Annotated in this window: 19 protein-coding genes and 1 pseudogene; 3 read left to right on the forward strand and 17 right to left on the reverse strand. The window is 67.4% G+C overall.

The features are described 5' to 3' along the window. Positions 1 to 4 precede the first annotated feature (4 nt). The 16 genes and pseudogenes from flgJ to flgB form a co-directional block, all read right to left on the reverse strand. Positions 5 to 922 carry a flagellar assembly peptidoglycan hydrolase FlgJ gene (gene flgJ, locus K320_RS0109845; RefSeq protein ID WP_024538670.1) on the reverse strand — a complete coding sequence of 306 codons (918 nt, stop codon included), beginning with the start codon at positions 920 to 922 and terminating at the stop codon, positions 5 to 7. After that, positions 922 to 2,046 carry a flagellar basal body P-ring protein FlgI gene (locus K320_RS0109850; protein WP_024538671.1) on the reverse strand — a complete coding sequence of 375 codons (1,125 nt, stop codon included), beginning with the start codon at positions 2,044 to 2,046 and terminating at the stop codon, positions 922 to 924. Before K320_RS0109850 ends, flgJ begins: the two co-directional genes overlap by 1 nt. Before the next feature lie 131 nt (positions 2,047 to 2,177). Beyond that, positions 2,178 to 3,554 (reverse strand): ATP-binding protein, encoded by a 1,377-nt coding sequence (locus K320_RS0109855; protein ID WP_024538672.1) that lies wholly within the window; start codon positions 3,552 to 3,554, stop codon positions 2,178 to 2,180. Then, on the reverse strand, positions 3,530 to 4,195 hold the full coding sequence (locus K320_RS0109860) for a response regulator transcription factor (RefSeq protein WP_024538673.1): 666 nt from the start codon (positions 4,193 to 4,195) through the stop codon (positions 3,530 to 3,532). The genes K320_RS0109855 and K320_RS0109860 overlap by 25 nt, the downstream gene beginning before the upstream one ends. Then, positions 4,176 to 7,262, reverse strand: a complete 3,087-nt coding sequence (locus K320_RS0109865; protein ID WP_024538674.1) for an efflux RND transporter permease subunit — start codon at positions 7,260 to 7,262, stop codon at positions 4,176 to 4,178. The genes K320_RS0109860 and K320_RS0109865 overlap by 20 nt, the downstream gene beginning before the upstream one ends. Further along, positions 7,259 to 8,338: an efflux RND transporter periplasmic adaptor subunit gene (locus K320_RS0109870; protein ID WP_024538675.1), complete on the reverse strand. Its 1,080-nt coding sequence runs from the start codon at positions 8,336 to 8,338 to the stop codon at positions 7,259 to 7,261. The genes K320_RS0109865 and K320_RS0109870 overlap by 4 nt, the downstream gene beginning before the upstream one ends. Continuing rightward, the gene (locus K320_RS0109875; RefSeq protein WP_029696017.1) at positions 8,335 to 9,711 is read right to left on the reverse strand and encodes a TolC family protein; all 1,377 of its coding nucleotides are present in this window, start codon (positions 9,709 to 9,711) and stop codon (positions 8,335 to 8,337) included. Before K320_RS0109875 ends, K320_RS0109870 begins: the two co-directional genes overlap by 4 nt. A gap of 53 nt (positions 9,712 to 9,764) precedes the next feature. Next, positions 9,765 to 10,560 (reverse strand): annotated as a pseudogene (locus K320_RS18095) (COG4705 family protein). 291 nt (positions 10,561 to 10,851) lie between these two features. Beyond that, positions 10,852 to 11,799 carry a hypothetical protein gene (locus K320_RS0109885; protein WP_024538677.1) on the reverse strand — a complete coding sequence of 316 codons (948 nt, stop codon included), beginning with the start codon at positions 11,797 to 11,799 and terminating at the stop codon, positions 10,852 to 10,854. A 37-nt stretch (positions 11,800 to 11,836) separates the two neighbouring features. Further along, on the reverse strand, positions 11,837 to 12,547 hold the full coding sequence (locus tag K320_RS0109890; protein WP_024538678.1) for a flagellar basal body L-ring protein FlgH: 711 nt from the start codon (positions 12,545 to 12,547) through the stop codon (positions 11,837 to 11,839). A gap of 12 nt (positions 12,548 to 12,559) precedes the next feature. Next, entirely contained in the window at positions 12,560 to 13,342 is a 783-nt protein-coding gene (gene flgG / locus K320_RS0109895) for a flagellar basal-body rod protein FlgG (RefSeq protein WP_024538679.1), read from the reverse strand. Between the two features lie 12 nt (positions 13,343 to 13,354). Continuing rightward, positions 13,355 to 14,095: a flagellar basal-body rod protein FlgF gene (gene flgF / locus K320_RS0109900; protein WP_024538680.1), complete on the reverse strand. Its 741-nt coding sequence runs from the start codon at positions 14,093 to 14,095 to the stop codon at positions 13,355 to 13,357. A gap of 25 nt (positions 14,096 to 14,120) precedes the next feature. After that, on the reverse strand, positions 14,121 to 15,377 hold the full coding sequence (flgE, locus tag K320_RS0109905) for a flagellar hook protein FlgE (RefSeq protein WP_024538681.1): 1,257 nt from the start codon (positions 15,375 to 15,377) through the stop codon (positions 14,121 to 14,123). A 39-nt stretch (positions 15,378 to 15,416) separates the two neighbouring features. Further along, entirely contained in the window at positions 15,417 to 16,079 is a 663-nt protein-coding gene (locus tag K320_RS0109910; RefSeq protein ID WP_024538682.1) for a flagellar hook assembly protein FlgD, read from the reverse strand. 16 nt (positions 16,080 to 16,095) lie between these two features. Continuing rightward, entirely contained in the window at positions 16,096 to 16,500 is a 405-nt protein-coding gene (gene flgC, locus K320_RS0109915; RefSeq protein WP_024538683.1) for a flagellar basal body rod protein FlgC, read from the reverse strand. A gap of 10 nt (positions 16,501 to 16,510) precedes the next feature. After that, a complete protein-coding gene (gene flgB, locus K320_RS0109920) occupies positions 16,511 to 16,921 on the reverse strand; it encodes a flagellar basal body rod protein FlgB (RefSeq protein WP_024538684.1) in 411 nt (136 codons plus the stop codon). Between the two features lie 227 nt (positions 16,922 to 17,148). On the opposite strand from flgB, the gene flgA reads away from it, so the two are divergent. From flgA to K320_RS0109935, 3 genes are all read left to right on the forward strand, one after another. Then, positions 17,149 to 17,871 (forward strand): flagellar basal body P-ring formation chaperone FlgA, encoded by a 723-nt coding sequence (gene flgA / locus K320_RS0109925; RefSeq protein WP_029696019.1) that lies wholly within the window; start codon positions 17,149 to 17,151, stop codon positions 17,869 to 17,871. 100 nt (positions 17,872 to 17,971) lie between these two features. Further along, entirely contained in the window at positions 17,972 to 18,313 is a 342-nt protein-coding gene (flgM, locus tag K320_RS0109930; protein WP_024538686.1) for a flagellar biosynthesis anti-sigma factor FlgM, read from the forward strand. A gap of 14 nt (positions 18,314 to 18,327) precedes the next feature. Beyond that, the gene (locus K320_RS0109935) at positions 18,328 to 18,678 is read left to right on the forward strand and encodes a hypothetical protein (protein ID WP_024538687.1); all 351 of its coding nucleotides are present in this window, start codon (positions 18,328 to 18,330) and stop codon (positions 18,676 to 18,678) included. A gap of 72 nt (positions 18,679 to 18,750) precedes the next feature. Here the strand turns inward: K320_RS0109935 and K320_RS0109940 are convergent, their stop codons facing one another. After that, positions 18,751 to 19,476, reverse strand: a complete 726-nt coding sequence (locus tag K320_RS0109940) for an RNA polymerase sigma factor FliA (RefSeq protein WP_024538688.1) — start codon at positions 19,474 to 19,476, stop codon at positions 18,751 to 18,753.

A 19,476-nucleotide genomic window follows, 5' to 3' on the forward strand; every position in this document is an offset into this window, starting at 1 on the left:
CCCGTCATGCCTGGGTGCCCGTTGGCGTGCGCGCAACCGACAGCGTGCTCTGGATCGCGCGGCTGAGCTTGCTGGCGTACCGGGGATCGGTCGCATAGCCGGCCTTCTGCAGTTCCGCGGCGTAGGCCTGGGCCGATCCTGATTTGGCGATCGCCTGGGCTTTTTCGTAGCGCGGGTTTTCCGTGATGAGCCGCGCGTAGTCGCGAAACGATTCCTCGTAGGAGTCGTAGGCGCGGAATTTCGCCACCACCTTGCGCGGCTCGCCATCCACATATTCCGTCGTCGTCACCTGCGCCACCTTGCCCGTCCAGCCGCCGGTGGCCTTGATGCCGAACAGGTTGTGCGAATTGCCGCCGGCCGCAGTCTGGATCGCGCTCTTGCCCCAGCCGGTTTCGTGCCCCGCCTGACCGAGCATGAAGGCGGCGGGAATGCCGCTCTCCTGCGCCACGCGCTCTGCCGCGGCGCGGTGCCGCTGCACGAAATCGTCGCGGCCTTTGGAGGGCGTGACCGGTACGCCGATACCTGTCCCCGCAAAGCTGAACGTGCTCTTGCCCGGTACGGAAGCACCGCTGGCGGGTGCGCTCGCAGCCTCGCTGGCGCCCAGCTGGCGCGAAAGTTCGCGCTGGATCAAGCCTGCCAGTCCCCCGGGCTGGCCCGCCATCTGCACCGACATCTGCTGGTCGAACAAATCGGTGGCCAGGCCGCCTTCGCCGCCGCTTTCGGGATTGAGCTGCTTGGTGGATTCACGCATGCTCTTGAGCAATTCGCGCATGAACAATGATTCGAGCTGGCGCGAGGCTTCCTTGAGCGCGGCGCGCTGCGCCTGCGGGTCGCCCTGCCCCGCCTGCAGCTTGAGCGCATCCAGGCCCCGGCCGTCGGCGGCCAGGCCCGCAGAACCCATGGCTGTCGGCGAGAGGGCCATCAGATCACCTCCAGCTCCGCGTTGAGCGCACCCGCGGCCTTGATGGCCTGCAGGATGGCCAGCAGATCCTGCGGCGTGGCGCCCAGCGCGTTGAGCGAGCGCACCACATCCGCCAGCTGCGGCGAGGCCGGCATCTGCTGCACCTGCCCGCCCTGTTGCTGGATGGTGATCGCGCTTTGCTGCGCCACCACGGTCTGCCCTTGCGAGAGCGGATTGGGCTGGCTGATGACCGGCGTGCTGCTGATCGTGACCGAAAGATTGCCGTGCGCGATCGCGCAGGGCCCGAGCGTCACCGCCTGGTTGAGCACCACCGAGCCGGTGCGTGCATTGATGACCACCTTGGCGGCCGGCATGGAATCGGGCAGCTGCAACTCTTCCAGCTCGGCGATGAAGGAGACGCGCGCGCCCGGGCTCATCGGCGCCTTGACCTGCACCGTGCGGCCATCGAGCGCCATGGCCGTGCCGGGGCCGGAGCGTGCATTGATGGCCAGCGCCACCTTGCGCGCCATCTGGAAATCCGAGGCGTTGAGCCCCAGCGTGATGGTGTCGCCATCATTGAGCGGCGTGGGCACGCTGCGCTCCACCTGCGCGCCTTCGGGTATGCGCCCGGCGCTCAAATGGTTGATCTGCACCTTGGAGCCACCGGCCGACGCGCCCGCGCCGCCCACCACCAGGTTGCCCTGCGCCAGCGCGTAAATCTGTCCGTCCGCGCCACGCAGCGGCGTGGCGATCAGCGTGCCGCCGCGCAGCGACTTGGCGTTGCCAATGGAAGACACCACCACGTCGATCGCCTGCCCGAGCTGCGCAAAGGCCGGCAGCTCCGCCGTCACCACCACGGTGGCCACGTTCTTGAGCTGCGGCGCCGTGGTGCCGGGCGGCAGCGAGATACCCATCTGCTGCAGATAGTTGGCCATGGCCTGCGCGGTGAACGGCATCTGCGTGGATTGGTCGCCCGTGCCATCGAGCCCGACCACCAGGCCATAGCCCGAAAGCTGGTTGCTGCGCACGCCCTGCACCGCGGCAATTTCCTTCACGCGCGCCGACTGGGCCGGGAGAGCCCAGGCCAACGCCAGCAGAAATGGCAGGAGCCAGCGCAGGAAGCGATGCAGGGACAGGGGTTTCATGCGCCCATTGTGGTCAGGTCACCGCCGTTCTAAAGCGCGATAAGCAATGCGGAAACCGCGTTATTGGCCGAATGCGCGACGCTGGCAAACGGCAGGGCTTGCGCTTGCGGCCAGCGCAACGAGCCACCCCTTCAATCCGTGGCCCGTCCTGCGCGTGCCGGAGCAAACCGCACCGATACTTCCAGGCCCACTTGCCGCATCGGGTCTGCATACCCAAGCGTCAGCTCGGCGCCCAGGCGATCGGCAATGCTCTGCACGATCGCCAGGCCAAGCCCAGAACCGACCGCATCGTGGCCCGGCACGCGATAAAAAGGCTCGAGCACACGGCCGCGCTCGCCCGGCGGTATGCCGGGGCCGGTATCCGACACGCGCAGGGTCGCCCCATCCGGCTCGACCACCACCGACAGATCGACCCGTCCACCCTCCGGGGTATAGCGGATTGCGTTGTCCACCAGATTGCGCGCCAGGGTGTAGAGCAGCTCCCGGGGCGCGTCGATCGCCGCGTCCTGTTCGCCCTCAACCCCAACGTCGATCGCGCGGGATTCGGCCAGCGGCAGCAGATCTTCCAGCACGCGGCGGAAGATGGCCTGGAGGGAGAGCGGCTGCGTTGGCGCCGCTGGTGCACTGGTTTGCGCACGCGCCAGCGCCAAGAGCTGCTCGACCAAACCACGCCCGCGTTCGATGCCCTGGCGCAAGGCCGCCAAACGCTCGCGGGCGGAGGCGGGCAGATCGGTGGCGGCAAGGTGCTCGGCCTGCAGCGACAGGGCGGTGAGCGGAGAGCGCAACTCGTGCGCGGCGTCCGCGACGAAGCGGCGCTGCGCAGCCAGGGTCTCGCCAACACGCCCGAGCAGCCGGTTGATCGCGCGCACGAAGGGGCGCACCTCAGTGGGCAAGTCAATGTCGGCAATCGGTCTCAGGTCTTCCTCACTGCGTTCGTCCACCTCGGTCGCCAGTCGCCGGATCGGGCGAAACAGCTGGTGCACCAGCCGCGCCACCAGCAGCAGCAACACCGGAACCAGCAGCATGAATGGCAGCAAGGTACGCAGCGCGGCGTAACGCGCCAGCTCGCGCCGCAGGCGCGAATCCTGCGCCACGGCAAAGCGCTCGCCGCGCGCTGTGGTGCGCACCAGAACGCGAAACGGTTCACCGCCCAGATCAACCGTCCGCGGGCCATCGGGCAGGCTTGCCGACAAAGGCAGTCGGGCATCCGACGGTCCCGTGCGCGCCTCCGTGCTGGCCGCATCCAGCCGCTGGATGATGATGCGCGAGTCATCCTCCTCGCCCTGCACCTGCAAGTTGTGTGGCAGCGGCTGCCCGTGCGCGCTTTGATGTTCGATCAACTGCGCCACCCGGCGCAGCGCGTCGTCCTGCAGCTCCCGCGCCTCGTCGTAAGCGGCGACGAACGAAAACGCTCCGGCCACCAGCGCCATGGCGCCAATCGCCAGCGCCAGCGCCGCCGACAGGCGCCGCTGCACCGAGCCGCTCACCTGCTGCGAGCGACCATCCATCCCAGCCCCCGGACATTGCGGATCGCCTGCGCCCCCAGCTTGCGACGCAGCGCGTGGATCAGATACTCGACCGCATTGCTTTCCACCTCCTCGCCCCAGCCGTAGATGCGGTCTTCCAGATCGCTGCGCGACAGAATCGCGCCGGGGCGGATCAGCAGAGCGTGCAGCAAGGCGAATTCACGCTGCGACAGCAGCATCGGCGCGCCACCCTCCACGCTCGCCTCACGCGTGGCGGGATTGAGCAGGAGCACCCCATTGCCCAGTGCCGGCGCCGCCTGGCCCCCCTTGCGCCGCAGCACCGCACGCATGCGCGCCAGCAGCTCAGCCATTTCGAAGGGTTTGACGAGGTAGTCGTCGGCGCCCCCGTCGAGGCCCTGCAGGCGGTCCTGCAAACCGTCGCGTGCCGTCAGGATGAGCAGCGGCACCGGGTTGCCATGGCCGCGGATGCTGGCAAGCACCGCCAGGCCATCCTTGCCCGGCAAGCCAAGATCGAGCAGCACCAGATCGTAGTGCTGCAGATCGAGCGTATTCAATGCCGCCTGGCCGTCGCGCACCCAATCCACCGCGTAGGCCGCATCTTTGAGTGCGGCTTGCACGGCAGCGCCGATCATCGGGTCGTCTTCAACGAGAAGGATGCGCATCTGAAGGTGTTTCTGCGGCCTGGGTGGGGTGCCCTCGGGTGCGGTGCATCAAATTGAACAGCACCGGCATCACCAGCAGCACCAGCGGCAATTGCACCACGAGTCCCGCGATGATGGCGACCGCCAGCGGCTGCTGCATCTGCGAGCCGGTGCCGATGGCAAATGCGAGAGGCAGCAGCGTGAGAATGGCGGCCACCGTGGTCATGGCGATGGGGCGCATGCGGTTGACGCCGGCCTCGATCAGCGCGCTGCGCCAGTCGATTTGCTCAGCCAATTCCTGCTGTTCGGAAAAGTAGAAGATCGCCACCTCCGTCACGATGCCGATGATCATGGTCATGCCCATCATCGCCGTGATGTTGAGCTCGATGCCGGTGAGCCACAGACCGGCGAACACCGCGGTGACCGCCAGCAGCGAGGTCGTGAGGATCGCCAGCGCCAGGCGGAAGCTCTCGTAGAGGAACAGCAGCAGAAAAAACACCAGCGCGGCGGCGGCGGCAAACACCGCGATCAGGCCATGAAAGGCAATCTGCTGCTGCTGGTACACGCCGCCCAGTTCGTAGTAGGCGCCCTGGGGCAGCACGCCCGGGGCGTCCAGCGCCGCCTTGACGTCCACGATGGTCGAGCCCAGATCGCGCCCCTCGATACGGCCGGTGACGGCCTGCATCTGGCGCAGGTTCTCGCGGTTGATCTCGGGCTCGCCGGTGACGGTTTCAAACGTGGCCACGCGCCGCAGCGCGAAGCTGTGTCCGTCGGGCGCGCGGATGCGCAGCGCACCCAGTGCATCCGAAGTGGCGCGCGTGGCCTGCGGCACCCAGACGCGCACGCCGATCACCTTGACATCGGTCGCCACCTGCGTGGCGACGTTGCCACTGAGGTAGTCGCTCACCGCCTTGGTGATGGCATCCGGGTCCATGCCCTCCAGCGCCGCGCGCACGCGATCGACGTGGATCTGCAGCGCATCACCGGCGGGGTTGAGCCCGTCCTTGACATCGACCACGCCGCCGATCTTGCCCACCAGCTCGGCCACCTTGCGCCCAAGCGCGGGCAGCTGCGCCGGGTCGTTGGCGTAGAGCTTGACCTCGATGGGCTGCGGCACCGAGGTCAGGTCGCCGATCAGGTCTTCCATCAGCTGCGCCATCTCGATCGAGAGGCCCGGCACGGTGCTTTCAACACGGCCTCGGATATCGGCCATGATTTCACCCACCGGCCGGCGCGGGCCGGACTTGAGCGTGATGAAGAAGTCGCCCTGGTTGGCCTCGGTCAGCCCACCGCCCATCTGCGTGCCGGTGCGCCGCGAATACGCCGCCACGTCGGGCGTGGCGCGGATGATGTCCTCCACCTGGCGCAGCAGGCGGTCGGTTTCGGTGAGCGAGGTGCCCGGCGCGCTGTGGTAATCGAGCACGAAGCCGCCCTCATCCATCGCCGGCATGAAGCCCGAGCCGACCTGGCGAAACGCCACGCCGCCCAGCACCACCAGCAGCACGGCCGCCAGCAGCGCGATCCAGGCATGGTCGAGCAGGCGGCCCAGCAGCACGCGATAACGCGCGTGCACCCAGTCCTGCAGGCGCCCGCCTTCCCTCTGGTTGGCATCCTTCTGGTTCAGGAACTTGCCCGCCAGAATGGGCACGGCGAGCCAGCTGATGACGAAGGACACGAACAGCGCGGACGCCATGGTGATCGACAGCGCCTTGAAGAAGGCGCCGGTCACGCCGGTGAGAAACGCCAGCGGCAGGAAGATGATGATGGTCGAGGCGCTGGAGCCGATGAGCGGCTGAAAGAACTCACGCGCCGCGCGCATCACGCGCTGATCGGGGCTGCCCTCGGCGCCGCGCAGGCGCCGCACGATGTGCTCGACCATCACCACCGCGTCATCGACGATCAGCCCCACGGCGGCGGCCATGCCGCCCAGCGTCATGATGTTGAAGCTCATGCCCAGCACCTGCAGCAGCACCACGGTGGCGGCGAGCACGGCGGGCACCACCAGGATGGCGATCAGCATGATCTTGAGGTTGCGCAGGAACACCAGCAGCACCAGCGCCGCCAGGCCGATGCCGATCAGGATGGCGTCGCGCACGCTGGCGGCCGATTCGGTGACCAGCGTGCTCTGGTCGTACCAACTGGCGATCTGCACGCCCGCGGGCAGCTGGCCTTGGAAGCCCGCCAGCCGCGCCTGCACGTCCTTGGCGATCTGCACGCTGTTGCCGCCGGGCTGCTGGTAGATGTTGAGCAGCACCGCGTCCTTGCCATCGGCCGTCACGCGCACCCACTGCGGCTCGACGGAGACATTCACCGTGGCCACGTCCTCCAGCCGCACCACGCCGCCCGGGCCGCTGGCGAGCACGGTCTCACGCATCTGCTGCAGCGTCTTCAGGCGCGTGTCGGCCACCACCAGGTAGAGTTTGTAACGATCTTCCAGCCGTCCCACGGCCTTGAGCACATTCTCGGTGGCGAGCGCCTTGGCCACGTCGTCCAGCGCCAGGCCGAAGGCGTGCAGCTTGTCGGGATTGACCGTGACGCGGTATTCCTCCACCGCGCCGCCCTTGACCTGCACGCGCGCCACGCCGTTCACACTGGAGAGCAGGGGGCGCAATTGGTATTCGGCCACGTCGCGCAACTGCGTGGGCGTGAGCGTGGCCGAGGTCAGGCTGTAGGCGATGATGGGCAGCTTGGTCGGGTCCATGCGGCGCACGTCGGCGCGCGTGCCCGGCGGCAGCTGCGGCAGGATTTGCGAGATGGCCGCGCTGACCTGCAGCGCCGCGCTGCCCATGTCGGTGCCCCAGCCGAAGTTGAGCGACACCTCGGCCGAGCCGCGGCTGGTGGTGGAGCGCACCGTCTCCACCCCCGGCACGCTGCGCACGGCCTCTTCCACCGGGCGCGTGACCTGCATCTCCATCTGCCGCGCCGGCTGGTCACCCGCCTCCAACGCCACCACGACGCGCGGGAACGCGACCTGCGGAAACAGCGAGACCGGCAGCTGCAGCGCGGCGAACACCCCGCCCAGCGCCAGCAGCAGAAACAGGAACAGGATGGAGCGCCGGTGGTTCTGCGCCCACTGACTGACGTTCATTGACCGCCCTCCCGCACCGGCATGCCGTCCTGCAGCTCATAGTTGCCCAGCACCACCACCGGCTGCCCGGCGTCGAGCGCCTCGCCCTCGACCGCCACCGCCGCGCCGGTTTGCCGCGCTACCCTCACCGCCGCACGCCGCGCCTTGCCGCCGGCCACCTGGTAGAGGTGGGCGCCGCTGGCATCGGTCAGCACCGCATCGCGCGGCACCACCCAGGCCTCGGTCTTGCCCAGTTCGATGCTGGCACGCACGTGCATGCCGGGAATCAGGAAGCTGGTTGAGGGTGCGCGCGGCACGGTCACCGCCACGCCCACCAGGCGGCTCTTGGCGTCCACGATGTCCTGCACCAGCGCCACCGTCCCGCGGGCGCTGGGGCCGCCCTCCTGCAGCGTGGTGATGACGACCGGCAGGCCGGCACGCACCAGCGGCCGCTCGTCGGGTTCGATGCCGAGCATCACGCGCAGCGCTTCGGCGCGCCCCAGCTGCAGGATCTGCGCGCCGGGCTGCACGCGGTCGCCCTGGGCCACGGCAATCGCGGTGACCACGCCGTCAAACGGCGCCTTGACCGTGGCCTCAGCGGTGGCACCTCCCAGCTTGCCTTGCGCCGCCAGATTGGCCTCAGCGTCGCGCAGCGCGCGCCGCGCCGCATCCACCTGGGCGCTGGTGGCCAGCTGCAGCGCAAACAGCTCCTCGTTGCGCCGCAGTTCCTCGCGGGCGAAATGGACCGCCGTGCCGGCCTGCGTGTAAGCGAGCTGGGCGGCCGGATCGCTGCTCAGCACCACCAGCGGCGTGCCGCGCCGGACCTGCTGGCCGGGCGAAACCAGCAGCCGAGCCACCTGTCCGGCGCTCGGGAAGTTCACCCCTTCCACCTTGCCGGTGGCTACATCGCCCAATACCGCGAGCTCGCGTGCCAGCGCCTGGCGCCGCAACGGCGCGGTCTTGACCAGCGCGCTCACGGGCGGCTGCACCACGCCATCCGCCGTCTGGCCGCGTGCGCCCATCGGCCAGGCCAGACTGCCCACCGCCAGCAGCGTTGCTGCCGCCGCGCAAAGCGCCCGCGCTTTCGTCTGAATCATGACCCATTCCCTCCATTCGGCACCTGCGGCAGTTCGCCGCCCAACAGGGTTTGCAGCGCCACGCGCTGCAGCAGGATGGCCTGCTCCAGGTTGATTTTTTCGATCTGCTTGGCCAGCACAGAAGCCTGCAGATTGGCATAAGCCAGGGCATCGATCTGGCGCATTTCGAACGCCCGCCGCCACTGGACGGCGGCCTGCATCAGGCGCTTCAGGCCCTGCTCGGTTTCCTGCAGCTGGCGCAGGTTGATGCGCTGCTCGTCCAGCAGGCGGTGCACGTCGCTGCTGGCGGCGTTCAGTCGGCCCTGGTAGTCCTCGTGCAGCTTGTCGCGCGTGGCCTGCTCGATGGCGATGTTGCCGCGGTTGCCGTTGAAGATCGGCAGGCTGAGCGAGATGCCGAAGCCATTGGTGTAGACATGGCTTGTGTCGCGCGCCCGTGTGAAGCCGACGGTGAAGGTCGGAAACTGCCCCAGGATGGCGGCGCGGTAGCGTGCGTCCTCGGCGCCGTAGCCGCTTTGCAGCGCCATCAGATCCGGGCGGCGCGCCGGCAGCTGCGAAAGCGCCGCCAGCACCGCCGCTTCATCGAGCGGCGGCAGGGCCAGCGCATCGCCCAGCGGCAGTTGCACTTCGGGGGCCACGCCCAGCAGCGCGTTCAGATCGTGGCTGTCGGTGTTGATCTGGCGCTCCAGGTCGTGGATCTGGCGCTGCGTGTCCTGCAGCGCGCTGAGCTGGGGCGTCACCGCGTCGAGCGTGAGCAGGCCGCGATCGAGCGCGGTCTGGGTGCGCTGGTAGCGGTCGGCGAACAGCGTCCGGTTGTCCTGCAGCACCTGCATCAGGCGGCGGTCTTGCACCTGCCTGATGTAGAGCGCGCGCGCGCGGGCCACCACCTGCCACTCCTGCCACAGCAGATTGAGATCGGTCTTGCGCGCATCGAGCTCAGCCGCCTTGCTGTCGGATGGGTGGCGCAGCAGGGCGTTCAGGTCGAACCCCAGGTTGGCGTTGAAGGCGCTGCTCGACCCCGGCCCGCCGTTTTGCGGGAAATCGCGCGTGAGAGAAAGCGTCGGATCGGGCAGCAGCCCGGCCGCGAAGGCCTGGGCATGGGCGATGCGGGCATCGGCGCGCGCCAGCTTCAGATCCGGGTTGTTCACGACCGCCAGCACGGCCACGCCGTCCATGTCCAGCACGCCGCCCTCGGCAAAGGCATGCGCCTTGAGCTGCGGCAATGCGATCAGGTCGCGGTCGATGCGGATGTCGGCCACGCTGCGCGCCAGGTTCTCGCCCCCGGGCAAGGGCTTGGCCTGGTAGCTGGCGCAGCCCGACAGCACCAACAGCCAGATTGCGATGAAGAAAATTCTTTTCGAAGTGACGACTCTCAAGTTACCGCTCTCCTTGATTTCGATGCGCCTGTCGCTGGAGCCATCGCGCGGATTCACACGCCTCGGTGCTGCGGTACGTCATTGCCGTGCATGTACTGCTCGATTCCAACCAGTGCCACGATGACGGACAGGAACAGCGCGCTCGTCCACATCGTCCCCATGCCCAGGCCACCATCGGCATGCGACTGCGTGAGCAGGTCGCCCATGGCGGCGCCGAAGGGACGCGTGAGGATATAGGCGATCCAGAAGGTGGCGACCGCATTGCCTCCCAAGCGCCATACGCCGCAGGTGATCGCAATCAAGGTGCCAAAGGCCAGTGCGCCACGGGCGAAGCCCAGGTGCAGCGCTTCGGTGGCCAGGTCTCCCGCGGCCGTGCCCAGCGCAAAGGTGCACAGGATGGCTGCCCAGTAAAACAGCTCACGCCGGCGTGTGACGATGTCGTGAATGGACAGCGTGTGCTCCACCCGCGCCCAGGCGAGGAAGATGCTCGCCAGCAGCAAGGCGAAGACAGGCGTGCTGACATGGAGGCTGACGCCCAGGCCGTCCGTGAACCAATCGGTGATCTGCGTGCCCACGATGCTCACCAGCACCACGCCGAGCCAGTAGATCCAAGGCGTGTAGCGCGTCGTGCGCAGCTGCCAGACGAGTGCTGCCGCGAGCAGGCCGAACATCAATGCGCGCGTCGCCGATGGCCCCCAGCCCGCATCGAAGGCCAGGTAGTCGGCCGCCGTTTCTCCCACCGTGGTGCATGATTTTGATGGTCCAGAACGCGAGTGTGGCCTGGGGCACCTTGGCCACCCATGCGGCGGCCGCTTTGTGATGGCCGGATGGCATGGAGAGGGTATGCATGTTCGACTCCCGAAAAGCAGCAGTGCGTGGATCGTGAAGGCGAAAACTTAGGTCCGGCATAGGGCGGCTGCGGATCGGTTCTTCGCGTACCGGAACATCCATTTCAATACCCAGGGCGGCGCCGCACAAGTCGCCGCGATGGGGCGCGCCCCGGTTTTGGATGGGCGGCAAGGCGCCAACCGCGGCAATGGCCGTAGCCAGCGCGAGGATTTGCCACGCAGCGGATCGCCGAAAGCAGGCGTGCGCGGCATGCGAGGGGCTGGTTCAGCGTTGCCTTGGCGCACACCAAGGTCAACGGTTCGGTTGGGCAGCTTTCGTGGCTCGAACCGGTGGCTGTCGCCGCAGGCAGTAGTACAGCCCATTGGGCACGCTGGCGATGAAATTCGGGCGCACGCGCGAATCGCCGTCCTGCGCCAGCGCGGTGTCGTACAGACCGCCCTGCACGTGGTACATGCCGCCATCGCGCAGCGCCACGCCGCCGCCGTAAAAGCCCGCCGCCTCGGCCGTCTCCAGCTCGGCGGCCGTGGGCAGCTCGGCGCCCTGTGTGGCGCAGTAGCGCGCCGCCACATCGCGCGACACCAGCCGGTCCACATGTCCCGGCGCGGCGGCAATCCACTCGCCCGCGCTGGCGGGCCGGCGGTGGGCGGCAAGGCGCGTACCTTCAAAATAATCAAAGACCTGCGTGGCCAGCGTCTTGGCCAGCAGGTTCACCGGCACCGTGGCGGAAAAGCTTTGCGATGCGCCGGTGCGCAGTTTGACCAGCGTGAGCGTGGCCTGCACCAGGTTGCCATCGAGCCGTGTGTAGGTGATGTAGCCGACAAGCTGCACGCGGGCCACGCGCTTCTTCAGGTCATCGGGCACCATGGGGCGCTGCAGTTGCTGGGGCGTGATGTCGGCGAAGTCGAAATGCAGCTTGGGGTTGGCGATGCCGCGCTGGCGCGCCAGCGCATCGAGCTCGGCGATCAGCTGCACGTTCAGGCTGCGCCCCAGTTCGTTGAGCGCGCCTTGCTGGGCATGGGTCTGCAGGCTGTCCACCGCCTGCAGCGCGGCGGCGAGCTTTTCCGGGTCGCCCTTGCCCGTATGCAGGTCGGCAAGCGCCTGGCGGTCCTGCGCGTACTCCGCGAGGTCGGAGGCGCGCACCACCGCGATGTTGGGCCAGACGGCAAAGCGCTGCTGCGCCGGGCCGCGGAAATCCTGCGCGCCGGCACCGGCTGTGATGCCGCAGAACAGCAACAGCATCCACCAGCGCAACCGAACAGCCCGCCGCATCATCGCCTCAGAAGGGTGTGATGCTGTTGAACGCACGCGCCAGCCAGCCCATGGCCTGCACCTCGGCCTGCTCGCCCAGGCCGCGCGAGATCACGCGCACATTGGCCACATACTGCGAATCGATGACGTTGCCGGTGTGCCCGTTGGGTCCGCGGCGCAGATGGCGCGGATCGACGATGCCGGAAAAACGCAGCACATCGACGGCGCGGTTCACGCCCACCTGCTTCTCGCCGGTGATGACCAGATTGCCGTTGGGCAGCACCTCGGAGACGATGGCGGTGACGCTGCTCTTGAACTGGTTGGTGCTGCTGGTGTTGCCCTTGCCGCTGAAATCGCTGTCGTAGCCCGCGCCTATGCCGCTGCGCCCGGCGATCTTGCTGACCGCCCCGGGCGCCAGCAGCGGCAGCGCCGTGATGCTGCCGCTGTTCTTGGACGTGCGGCCGACGTTGGACTGGCTGTTTTGCTTGGCGTCTATGGTTTCAAGGATTTCAATCGTCACCAGATCGCCGACGAAACGGGCCCGCTGATCCTCCATCACCGGGCGGTAGGTGGCGGCATTGAAGAGGCTGCCCGAGGCCGGACCCGTGGCCTGCGGCACAGGCGCCAGGCGCGGCGGCTCGGTGGGCAGCACATCCACCGGCGGCGGCGGATTGATGCTGGCGCAGCCTGCGGCGAACAATGCCAGAGCGGAGAAAAGCAGACGGACAAGCACGCGCATGGGGGTCTCCCGTCAAAGCTGCGACAGACGCGCCAGCATCTGGTCGCTGGTCTGCACCGCCTTGGAGTTGAGATCGTAGGCGCGCTGGGTCTGGATCATGTTGATGAGTTCCTCCACGACGTTGACGTTGGAGTTCTCCACAAAACCCTGCTTGATGATCCCGAGGCCATTGGTGCCGGGCTGGCCCTGCTGCGGCGCACCCGAGGCGGCCGACTCGCGAAACAGGTTCTGCCCCACCGGCTCCAGCCCCGCCGGGTTGATGAAGCTGGACATCGTGAGCTGCCCGATCTGCTGCGGCTGCGGGTTGCCCGCCACGGTGACCGAGACCGTGCCGTCCTGCGCGATGCTGATGTTCTTGGTGTCGGGCGGCACCGTCAGGCCCGGCGCCACGGGCAGGCCGTTGGAAGTCACCACGCGCCCCTGCGAATCCAGCTTGAAGGAGCCATCGCGCGTGTAAGAGGTGGTGCCGTCGGGCATGCTGACCTCCAGGAAACCCTTGCCGTCGATCGCCACGTCCAGGTTGTTGTCGGTCTGCTGCAGGCTGCCCTGCGTGAACTTGCGGCTGGTGGCCACCACATTCACGCCCAGGCCCAGGTGCAGGCCGGTGGGCAGCTGGTTCTGTTCGTCGGTCTGCGCGCCGACCTGGCGCAGATTCTGGTAGACCAGATCCTCGAACACCGCGTTGTTGCGCTTGAAGCCGGTGGTGGAGACGTTGGCCAGGTTGTGCGAGATCACGTCCAGCTGCGTCTGCTGCGCCGTCATGCCGGTCTTGGCGATCCAGAGCGAATTCATCATGGCGAAAACTCCTTATCCGTTGAGGCTGAGCAAGCGCCCGGCGCTCTTGTCGTCGCTCTCCGCCGTCTGCAGGAGCTTCATCTGCTGCTCGAACTGGCGCGCCGCGGCGATCATCCCGACCATGCACTCCACCGGGTTCACGTTCGAGCCTTCGAGCATGCCGGCGCGCATCTGGGCGTTCGGGTCCTGCGCCAGCGGGTCGCCGGCCGCGGTGCGGAACAAGCCGTCATCGCCACGCTTGAGCGGCGTGTCGGCCGTTTCGGTGGCCAGCTTCAGCCGCCCCACCGTCTGCGCCGGCTGCCCCTGCAGCTTGGCCGTGACCGTCCCATCACCGCCGAGCACGATGTCCGCCCCCAGCGGAATATCGATCGGCGCGCCGCCGTCCGAGAGCACCGGCAGGCCGTTGCCGGTCACCAATTGCCCCTGCGCCGTCACCTGAAAGTCGCCCGCGCGGGTATAGGCCTCGGTGCCGTCGAGCCCCTGCACCGCAAACCAGGCATTGCCCGTCGCCATGGCGTCCAGCGGCCGGCCGGTGGTCTGCGCCGGGCCGGCGGCCGTGCGATGGCCGGAGGTGGCCTCCAGTGCGAAAACGCGCGTCTTGGCGCCGTCGCCTTGCATGGGCACCGAGCGGAAATTCGCCATTTCGGCGCGAAAGCCGGTGGTGGACGCATTCGCCAGGTTGTTGGCCAGCACCGCCTGGCGGTTCATCGAGGCGTTGGCCCCAGTCATCGAGGTGTAGATGATGCGATCCATGGCGTGCTCCGGGCATCAAACGGCGTCAGCGCAGGTTGACCAGGGTCGAGAGCACCTGGTCCTGCGTCTTGATGGTCTGCGCGTTGGCCTGGTAGGCGCGCTGCGCGGTCATCATGTTGACCAGTTCGGCCGTCAGGTCGACATTGGAATCCTCCAGCGCCCCCGCGCGCAGGGCGCCGAAGTTGCCGTTGGTCGGCGTGCCCATGATGGGCTGGCCCGAACTGAAAGTCTCCATCCAGAGGTTGTTGCCCACGTCGGCCAGCCCCTGGGTATTGCGGAATGACGCCAGCGCAATCTGCCCCTCGGGGCGGCTCACGCCATTGGAATAGCGCGTGAGGATGGTCCCATCCGGGCTGATGTTGATGCCGGTCAGCTGCCCCGAGGTATAGCCGTCCTGCGTCAGCTCCGTGACGGCGAACTTGGTGCCAAACTGGGTCGCCTTGCTCAGGTCTATCGTCACCGGAAACGGCGCCGGCGGGTTGTTCGGGTTGGTCAGTGCCGGGTCCACGGTCAGCGTCAGCGGCGAGCCGCTGGTCAGCACGCCTGTGCCGTCAAACACCAGCTGGCCTACCGGTGTCGCCACCACGGGCGGCGTCGCCGTCGGGTCATCGAGCTTGTCGTAGATGTCCCAGGTGTTGGCGGTGGCCGTTTTCTGGAAATACAGGCTGACGGGAACGGCCACGCCCTGGCTGTCATAGACGTTGATGGAAGTGCCATAGGCCGAGCGCGGGGTTGCAGGGATGGGGGGCGGGCCGGCGCTGCCCGCCGCATCCGTGGCGCGCGCATCCAGGTTCATCGAGACCACGATGTTGTCGGTCTGCTTGGCCGCGATGGGCGCACCCGTCGGAAACACCATCGGGATGGGCGAGCTGGCGCTGCGCTGGCCGGTCAGGGGATCCACCGGGTAGCCCATGAGCTGCGCCAGGTTGTTGGTGATGACATTGCCCTTGTCGTCGAGCTTGAAATTGCCGGCACGCGTGTAGGCCATGCTGCCATCGGGTTGCCTGACCTGGAAGAAGCCATTGCCGTTGATGGCCACGTCCATGGTGTTGCCGGTGATCGAGATATTGCCCTGGGTGAACTGCTGGGCGATCGCATCCACCTGCACGCCGATGCCGGCATTGTTGCCGCCCGCCGATCCGATGGCCGTGGCCACCATCTCCGCGAATTCGGTGCGCGAGGCCTTGAAACCCACCGTCTGCGAGTTAGCGATGTTGTGCCCGATCACATCCAGGTTCTTGCTGGACGCGTTGAGGCCGGTCAATCCTTGCTGGAATCCCATGGTTGTGCTCCTGTGCTCCTGAAATGCGCGGGGCTGGCGTCAGACGACGCCACGAATGGCGGAATAGGCGACGGTGGAGCCGTTGCCCAACGTGAGCGTGAGCCCTTTGGCATCGCTGCCGGTGGCAATGACCGGCTGTTGCACCAGTGGCGTGGCGGTCACGGCGTCCTTGCCGTTGGCGGCGACGACGCGGTAGTGCAGCGCACTGGTATCGCCCTTGTAGCCGCTCGCATCCCAGCCGAAGGCGTGGCGCCCGCCGTCGAGCGCGCCCAGTGGCACCGTGTCCACCACGTTCCCGCCGGGGGTGAGGATTTCCACCTTCACGTCGGTCGCCGCCTGGTCCAGGTCGAACAGCCCCTGCGCCTCGCCATTGCTCACCGTCAGCCGATCGCCATCGGCAAGCACCGAGCGGCCGATCAGCGACACGCCCGCAAGCTGCTGCATGCCGGCAAACTGCTGCGCCATGGATTGCACCGTCTGGTTGAGCTGCTGCAAGCCGGTGACGGTGTTGATCTGCGCCATCTGCGTGGTCATCTGCGCGTTGTCCATCGGGTTCATCGGGTCCTGGTGCTGCAGCTGCGCCACCAGCAGCTTCAGGAACCGGTCCTGCATGGCATTTGGATCGGTGTTCTTCTGCGTGGTGCTGGACGTGCTCGCAGCGCCCGCATCGAGCGCGCTGGTGTCTATGGGGCTGATGAACATGGGAACACTCCTGGGCTCACTGGCCCATCTGCAAGGTCTTGAGCAGCAGCCCCTTGGCCGTGTTCATCACCTCGACGTTGTTCTGGTAGGCGCGCGAGGCGGAGATCATGTTGACCATCTCCTCGACGGCGTTGACGTTGGAATGCGTCACATAACCCTGGGCATCGGCCAGCGGGTTGGTCGGATCGAGCACGCGCCGCCCAGGGCTATCGCTTTCCTGGATGTTGGAGACCTTCACGCCGGCGCCGCCGTCTCCGCCCATGGGCGTGGTCTGGAACACCACCTGGCGCGCCTTGTAGCTCTGGCCGTCGGGGCCGGCCACCGCATCGACGTTGGCGAGGTTGCTGGCCACCACATTCAGGCGCTGCGCCTGCGCGCCGATGGCGCTGGCGGAGATGTTGAAGATGGAAAACATCGACATGGCGGTCACCTCACTGGCCGGTGATCGCGCTCTGCAGCGTGCGCGACTGGTAGTTGATGAAGCGCAGCGTGGCCTCGTAGCGCACCGCGTTGTCCATGAAGGCGGCGCGCTCGCGGTCCATGTCCACGCTGTTGTTGTCCAGCGCCGGCTCGGTCTGCAGCGCATAGCCGGGCCTGTTCGCGCCGGAAGCCACCGGCTGCAGGGGAATGTGGCGCGGGTTGCTGGTACTTTGTGCCGCAAGGCGGCTGCCGGTCTGCGGCGTGCCCGCCTGCTGCAAGGCCTCGGCAAACTTGAAATCGCGTGCCTTGTAGCCCGGCGTATCGGCATTGGCAATGTTGCTCGCAAGCACGCGCTGGCGCTCGGAACGCAGCATCAGCGCATTGCCTTGCAGATTCAGCGAAGAGGTCAATTTGTCGAGCATGCTTCTACCTCGCACGGTGCAGAGGATGGGTCGCCATGGCCCCGGGGCTTCATGGCGTGCGTCGATTATGGAAACCGCCGCCGATTTCTAAAGGGCGATAAGGGGTGGCTGCCGACCGCTGTTTCCGGCTTCGGCGCGCCGCGGCTGCCCTACAGTGGCAGGCGTCCCATAGTCCCTGCATGCTCCCTGCGCGGGGCCGGAGAAGGGAAGACTGGAGGTTGGGCAGCATGAACCCATTTCGCCTGATGCACGCAATGACCGCCGCGGTTCTGTCGGCGGTGCTGGCGTGGCCCGCGCATGCGCAGCAGGCAAGCACCCCGCAAGACCTGGTGGCGCTGACGCAGCAGTGGGTGGACCAGGCGCTGGCCCAGCTGCCTGCCGATGCCTCGCCGCTGCGCATGCAGGTCCAGGTCGGGCAGCTCGACGCACGCCTGCGGCTCGCGCCGTGCAACCGCGTGGAACCCTATCTGCCACCGGGCGCGCGCCTGTGGGGGCGCACCCGGCTGGGCTTGCGCTGCCTGGAGGGGGAAACCCGCTGGAACGTCTTCCTGCCCCTCACGGTGCAGGCCTTCGGCCCGGCCTGGGTGCTCACCGGCAACGTCGCCACCGGCGCCACGCTGACCGAAAACGATGCCATGCAGTCTGAAGTGGACTGGGCCGCCAACCCCGCCGCCGTGGTGACCAACCCGCAGGCCTGGGTCGGCCAGGTGGCCGCGCTGCCGCTGTCCGCCGGACAGGCGCTGCGCCAGAACATGGTGCGCGCGCCCTATCTGTTCAAGGCAGGCGCTCCGGTACAGATCCGGGTGCAGGGGCCGGGCTTTGCCGTCACCTCATCGGGCCAGGCGATGGCGGCGGGGGCCGCAGGGCAAAATGTGCGCATACGCATGGCCAATGGCAAGGTCATTTCAGGAATTGTCAACTCTGACGGAACAATTGAAGCCGCCTTATGATGCGCAACACCCCCGCGGACAAAATTCCTCAAGATCGCGCCGGAGTTGCCGTTAACCTGCCTACAGGCCCCATGCCATGTCCGGGGCGGCGGAGAGTGCCATGAAAATCGGAAACAACGCAGACCTTGCCAGCACGCTGTCGCACGCCGCTGCCGCCAAGCAGCAGGCCAAAGCCGCAGCCACGCCTGCTCCCGCCGCCGAAGCCGCGACGCGCTCCGCCGCCGGGGTGGGCAACGCCGGTGTCCCGGTCACGCTGTCGGAAAACGTGCGCACGGCGGCGCTGGGGCGCAGCAGCACCGACTTCAATGCCGAGAAGGTGGCCGCCGTCAAAAGCGCCCTGGAAAAAGGAACCTTCCGCGTGAACGCCGAAGCGGTGGCGGACAAAATGCTGGAAAACGCCGCCGAAACCCTGTCTTACGCGCAGACGCGCCGCAGTCACTGAAGCAGACGGCCTCCATGCCTGTGGGCACCCCTCTGGAACGACTGGAAGCGGCGCTGGCCGAGCTGCAGGCCAGCATTGCCTCCCCTTCCAGCCCCGATGGCGTGTCGGCGCACGCCCAGGCCGTGCGCGCCGCCATGGGCGCACTGGCCGATTGGGTCGCGCAAACCCCTGCCGACGCATTGCCGCACGATTTCGCACCGCGCATGCAGGCACTGGGCGCACAGCTGGGCAGCACCCGCGAGCAACTGGCCCGCGTGCTGGCAATCACCGGGCAGCAGGCCGCATCGCTGCTGCCCCCGGCAGACGCCGTCACCTACGGGCCATCGAGCGCCAGCAAGGCCAGGATCTACCGCGCACCCGGTTAAATTCGGATCAAAATCACGGCTTTGCGCATGCTGCACGCGCGCCGTCAGCTTCTTTTTTGGAAGCAAACCCGATCAATGTTCACGCATCTTGTTGCGCAGGCGCGCAACGGCCTGGCTGTGCAGCTGGCACACGCGTGATTCGGTCACGCCGAGCACGGCGGCGATTTCCTTGAGGTTCATGTCCTCTTCGTAGTACATGCCCATGATGTGCTGCTCGCGCTCGGGCAGCAGCTTGATGGCGGCCACCAGCGCGCTGCGTATGCCCTGTTCGCGCAGCAGGGTGACCGGATCGGCGCCCTCGTCGGCCACATTGCGGTCCAGAAACCCGTCGCTGCCGCCGTCTTCATCGCTCGCGTGGCCCATGTCTTCCAGATAGACCAGCTGTGCGCCGCGCACCTTGCCCAGCAGCGACTGGTAGTCGGCCAGGTCCATCTGCAGTTCCTGGGCGATTTCCGACTCGGTGGCGCAGCGCCCGAATTTCTGCTCGGCGCGGCGCACCGCCTGCTCGATGTCCTTCTGGCTTTTGCGCGAGCTGCGGCTCATCCAGTCGTTCTCGCGCAGCTCGTCGAGCATGGCGCCGCGGATGCGCTGGGTGGCAAAGGTCTCGAACTGCACGCCCTGCGTGACTTCGTAGCGCGTCAGCGCGTCATTCAGCCCGATCAGGCCCACCTGGATCAGATCGTCCAGCTCCACATTGGGCGGCAGCTTGGCGATCATGTGGTGCGCAATGCGGCGCACCAGCGGTACATGCTGGTGAAACAAAGCATCGCGGTCAAGCTGGCCTTTGGCGGTGTACAT

Source organism: Comamonas badia DSM 17552, from assembly GCF_000484635.1.
Lineage (GTDB): Bacteria > Pseudomonadota > Gammaproteobacteria > Burkholderiales > Burkholderiaceae_C > Comamonas_C > Comamonas_C badia.

Coding starts and splice junctions, on each gene's coding strand:
- flgJ (WP_024538670.1), bottom strand. CDS start 922: ATGGCCCTCTCGCCGACAGCCATGGGTTCTGCGGGCCTGGCCGCCGAC.
- K320_RS0109850 (WP_024538671.1), bottom strand. CDS start 2,046: ATGAAACCCCTGTCCCTGCATCGCTTCCTGCGCTGGCTCCTGCCATTT.
- K320_RS0109855 (WP_024538672.1), bottom strand. CDS start 3,554: ATGGATGGTCGCTCGCAGCAGGTGAGCGGCTCGGTGCAGCGGCGCCTG.
- K320_RS0109860 (WP_024538673.1), bottom strand. CDS start 4,195: ATGCGCATCCTTCTCGTTGAAGACGACCCGATGATCGGCGCTGCCGTG.
- K320_RS0109865 (WP_024538674.1), bottom strand. CDS start 7,262: ATGAACGTCAGTCAGTGGGCGCAGAACCACCGGCGCTCCATCCTGTTC.
- K320_RS0109870 (WP_024538675.1), bottom strand. CDS start 8,338: ATGATTCAGACGAAAGCGCGGGCGCTTTGCGCGGCGGCAGCAACGCTG.
- K320_RS0109885 (WP_024538677.1), bottom strand. CDS start 11,799: ATGCTGTTGCTGTTCTGCGGCATCACAGCCGGTGCCGGCGCGCAGGAT.
- K320_RS0109890 (WP_024538678.1), bottom strand. CDS start 12,547: ATGCGCGTGCTTGTCCGTCTGCTTTTCTCCGCTCTGGCATTGTTCGCC.
- flgG (WP_024538679.1), bottom strand. CDS start 13,342: ATGATGAATTCGCTCTGGATCGCCAAGACCGGCATGACGGCGCAGCAG.
- flgF (WP_024538680.1), bottom strand. CDS start 14,095: ATGGATCGCATCATCTACACCTCGATGACTGGGGCCAACGCCTCGATG.
- flgE (WP_024538681.1), bottom strand. CDS start 15,377: ATGGGATTCCAGCAAGGATTGACCGGCCTCAACGCGTCCAGCAAGAAC.
- K320_RS0109910 (WP_024538682.1), bottom strand. CDS start 16,079: ATGTTCATCAGCCCCATAGACACCAGCGCGCTCGATGCGGGCGCTGCG.
- flgC (WP_024538683.1), bottom strand. CDS start 16,500: ATGTCGATGTTTTCCATCTTCAACATCTCCGCCAGCGCCATCGGCGCG.
- flgB (WP_024538684.1), bottom strand. CDS start 16,921: ATGCTCGACAAATTGACCTCTTCGCTGAATCTGCAAGGCAATGCGCTG.
- flgA (WP_029696019.1), top strand. CDS start 17,149: ATGAACCCATTTCGCCTGATGCACGCAATGACCGCCGCGGTTCTGTCG.
- flgM (WP_024538686.1), top strand. CDS start 17,972: ATGAAAATCGGAAACAACGCAGACCTTGCCAGCACGCTGTCGCACGCC.
- K320_RS0109935 (WP_024538687.1), top strand. CDS start 18,328: ATGCCTGTGGGCACCCCTCTGGAACGACTGGAAGCGGCGCTGGCCGAG.
- K320_RS0109940 (WP_024538688.1), bottom strand. CDS start 19,476: ATGTACACCGCCAAAGGCCAGCTTGACCGCGATGCTTTGTTTCACCAG.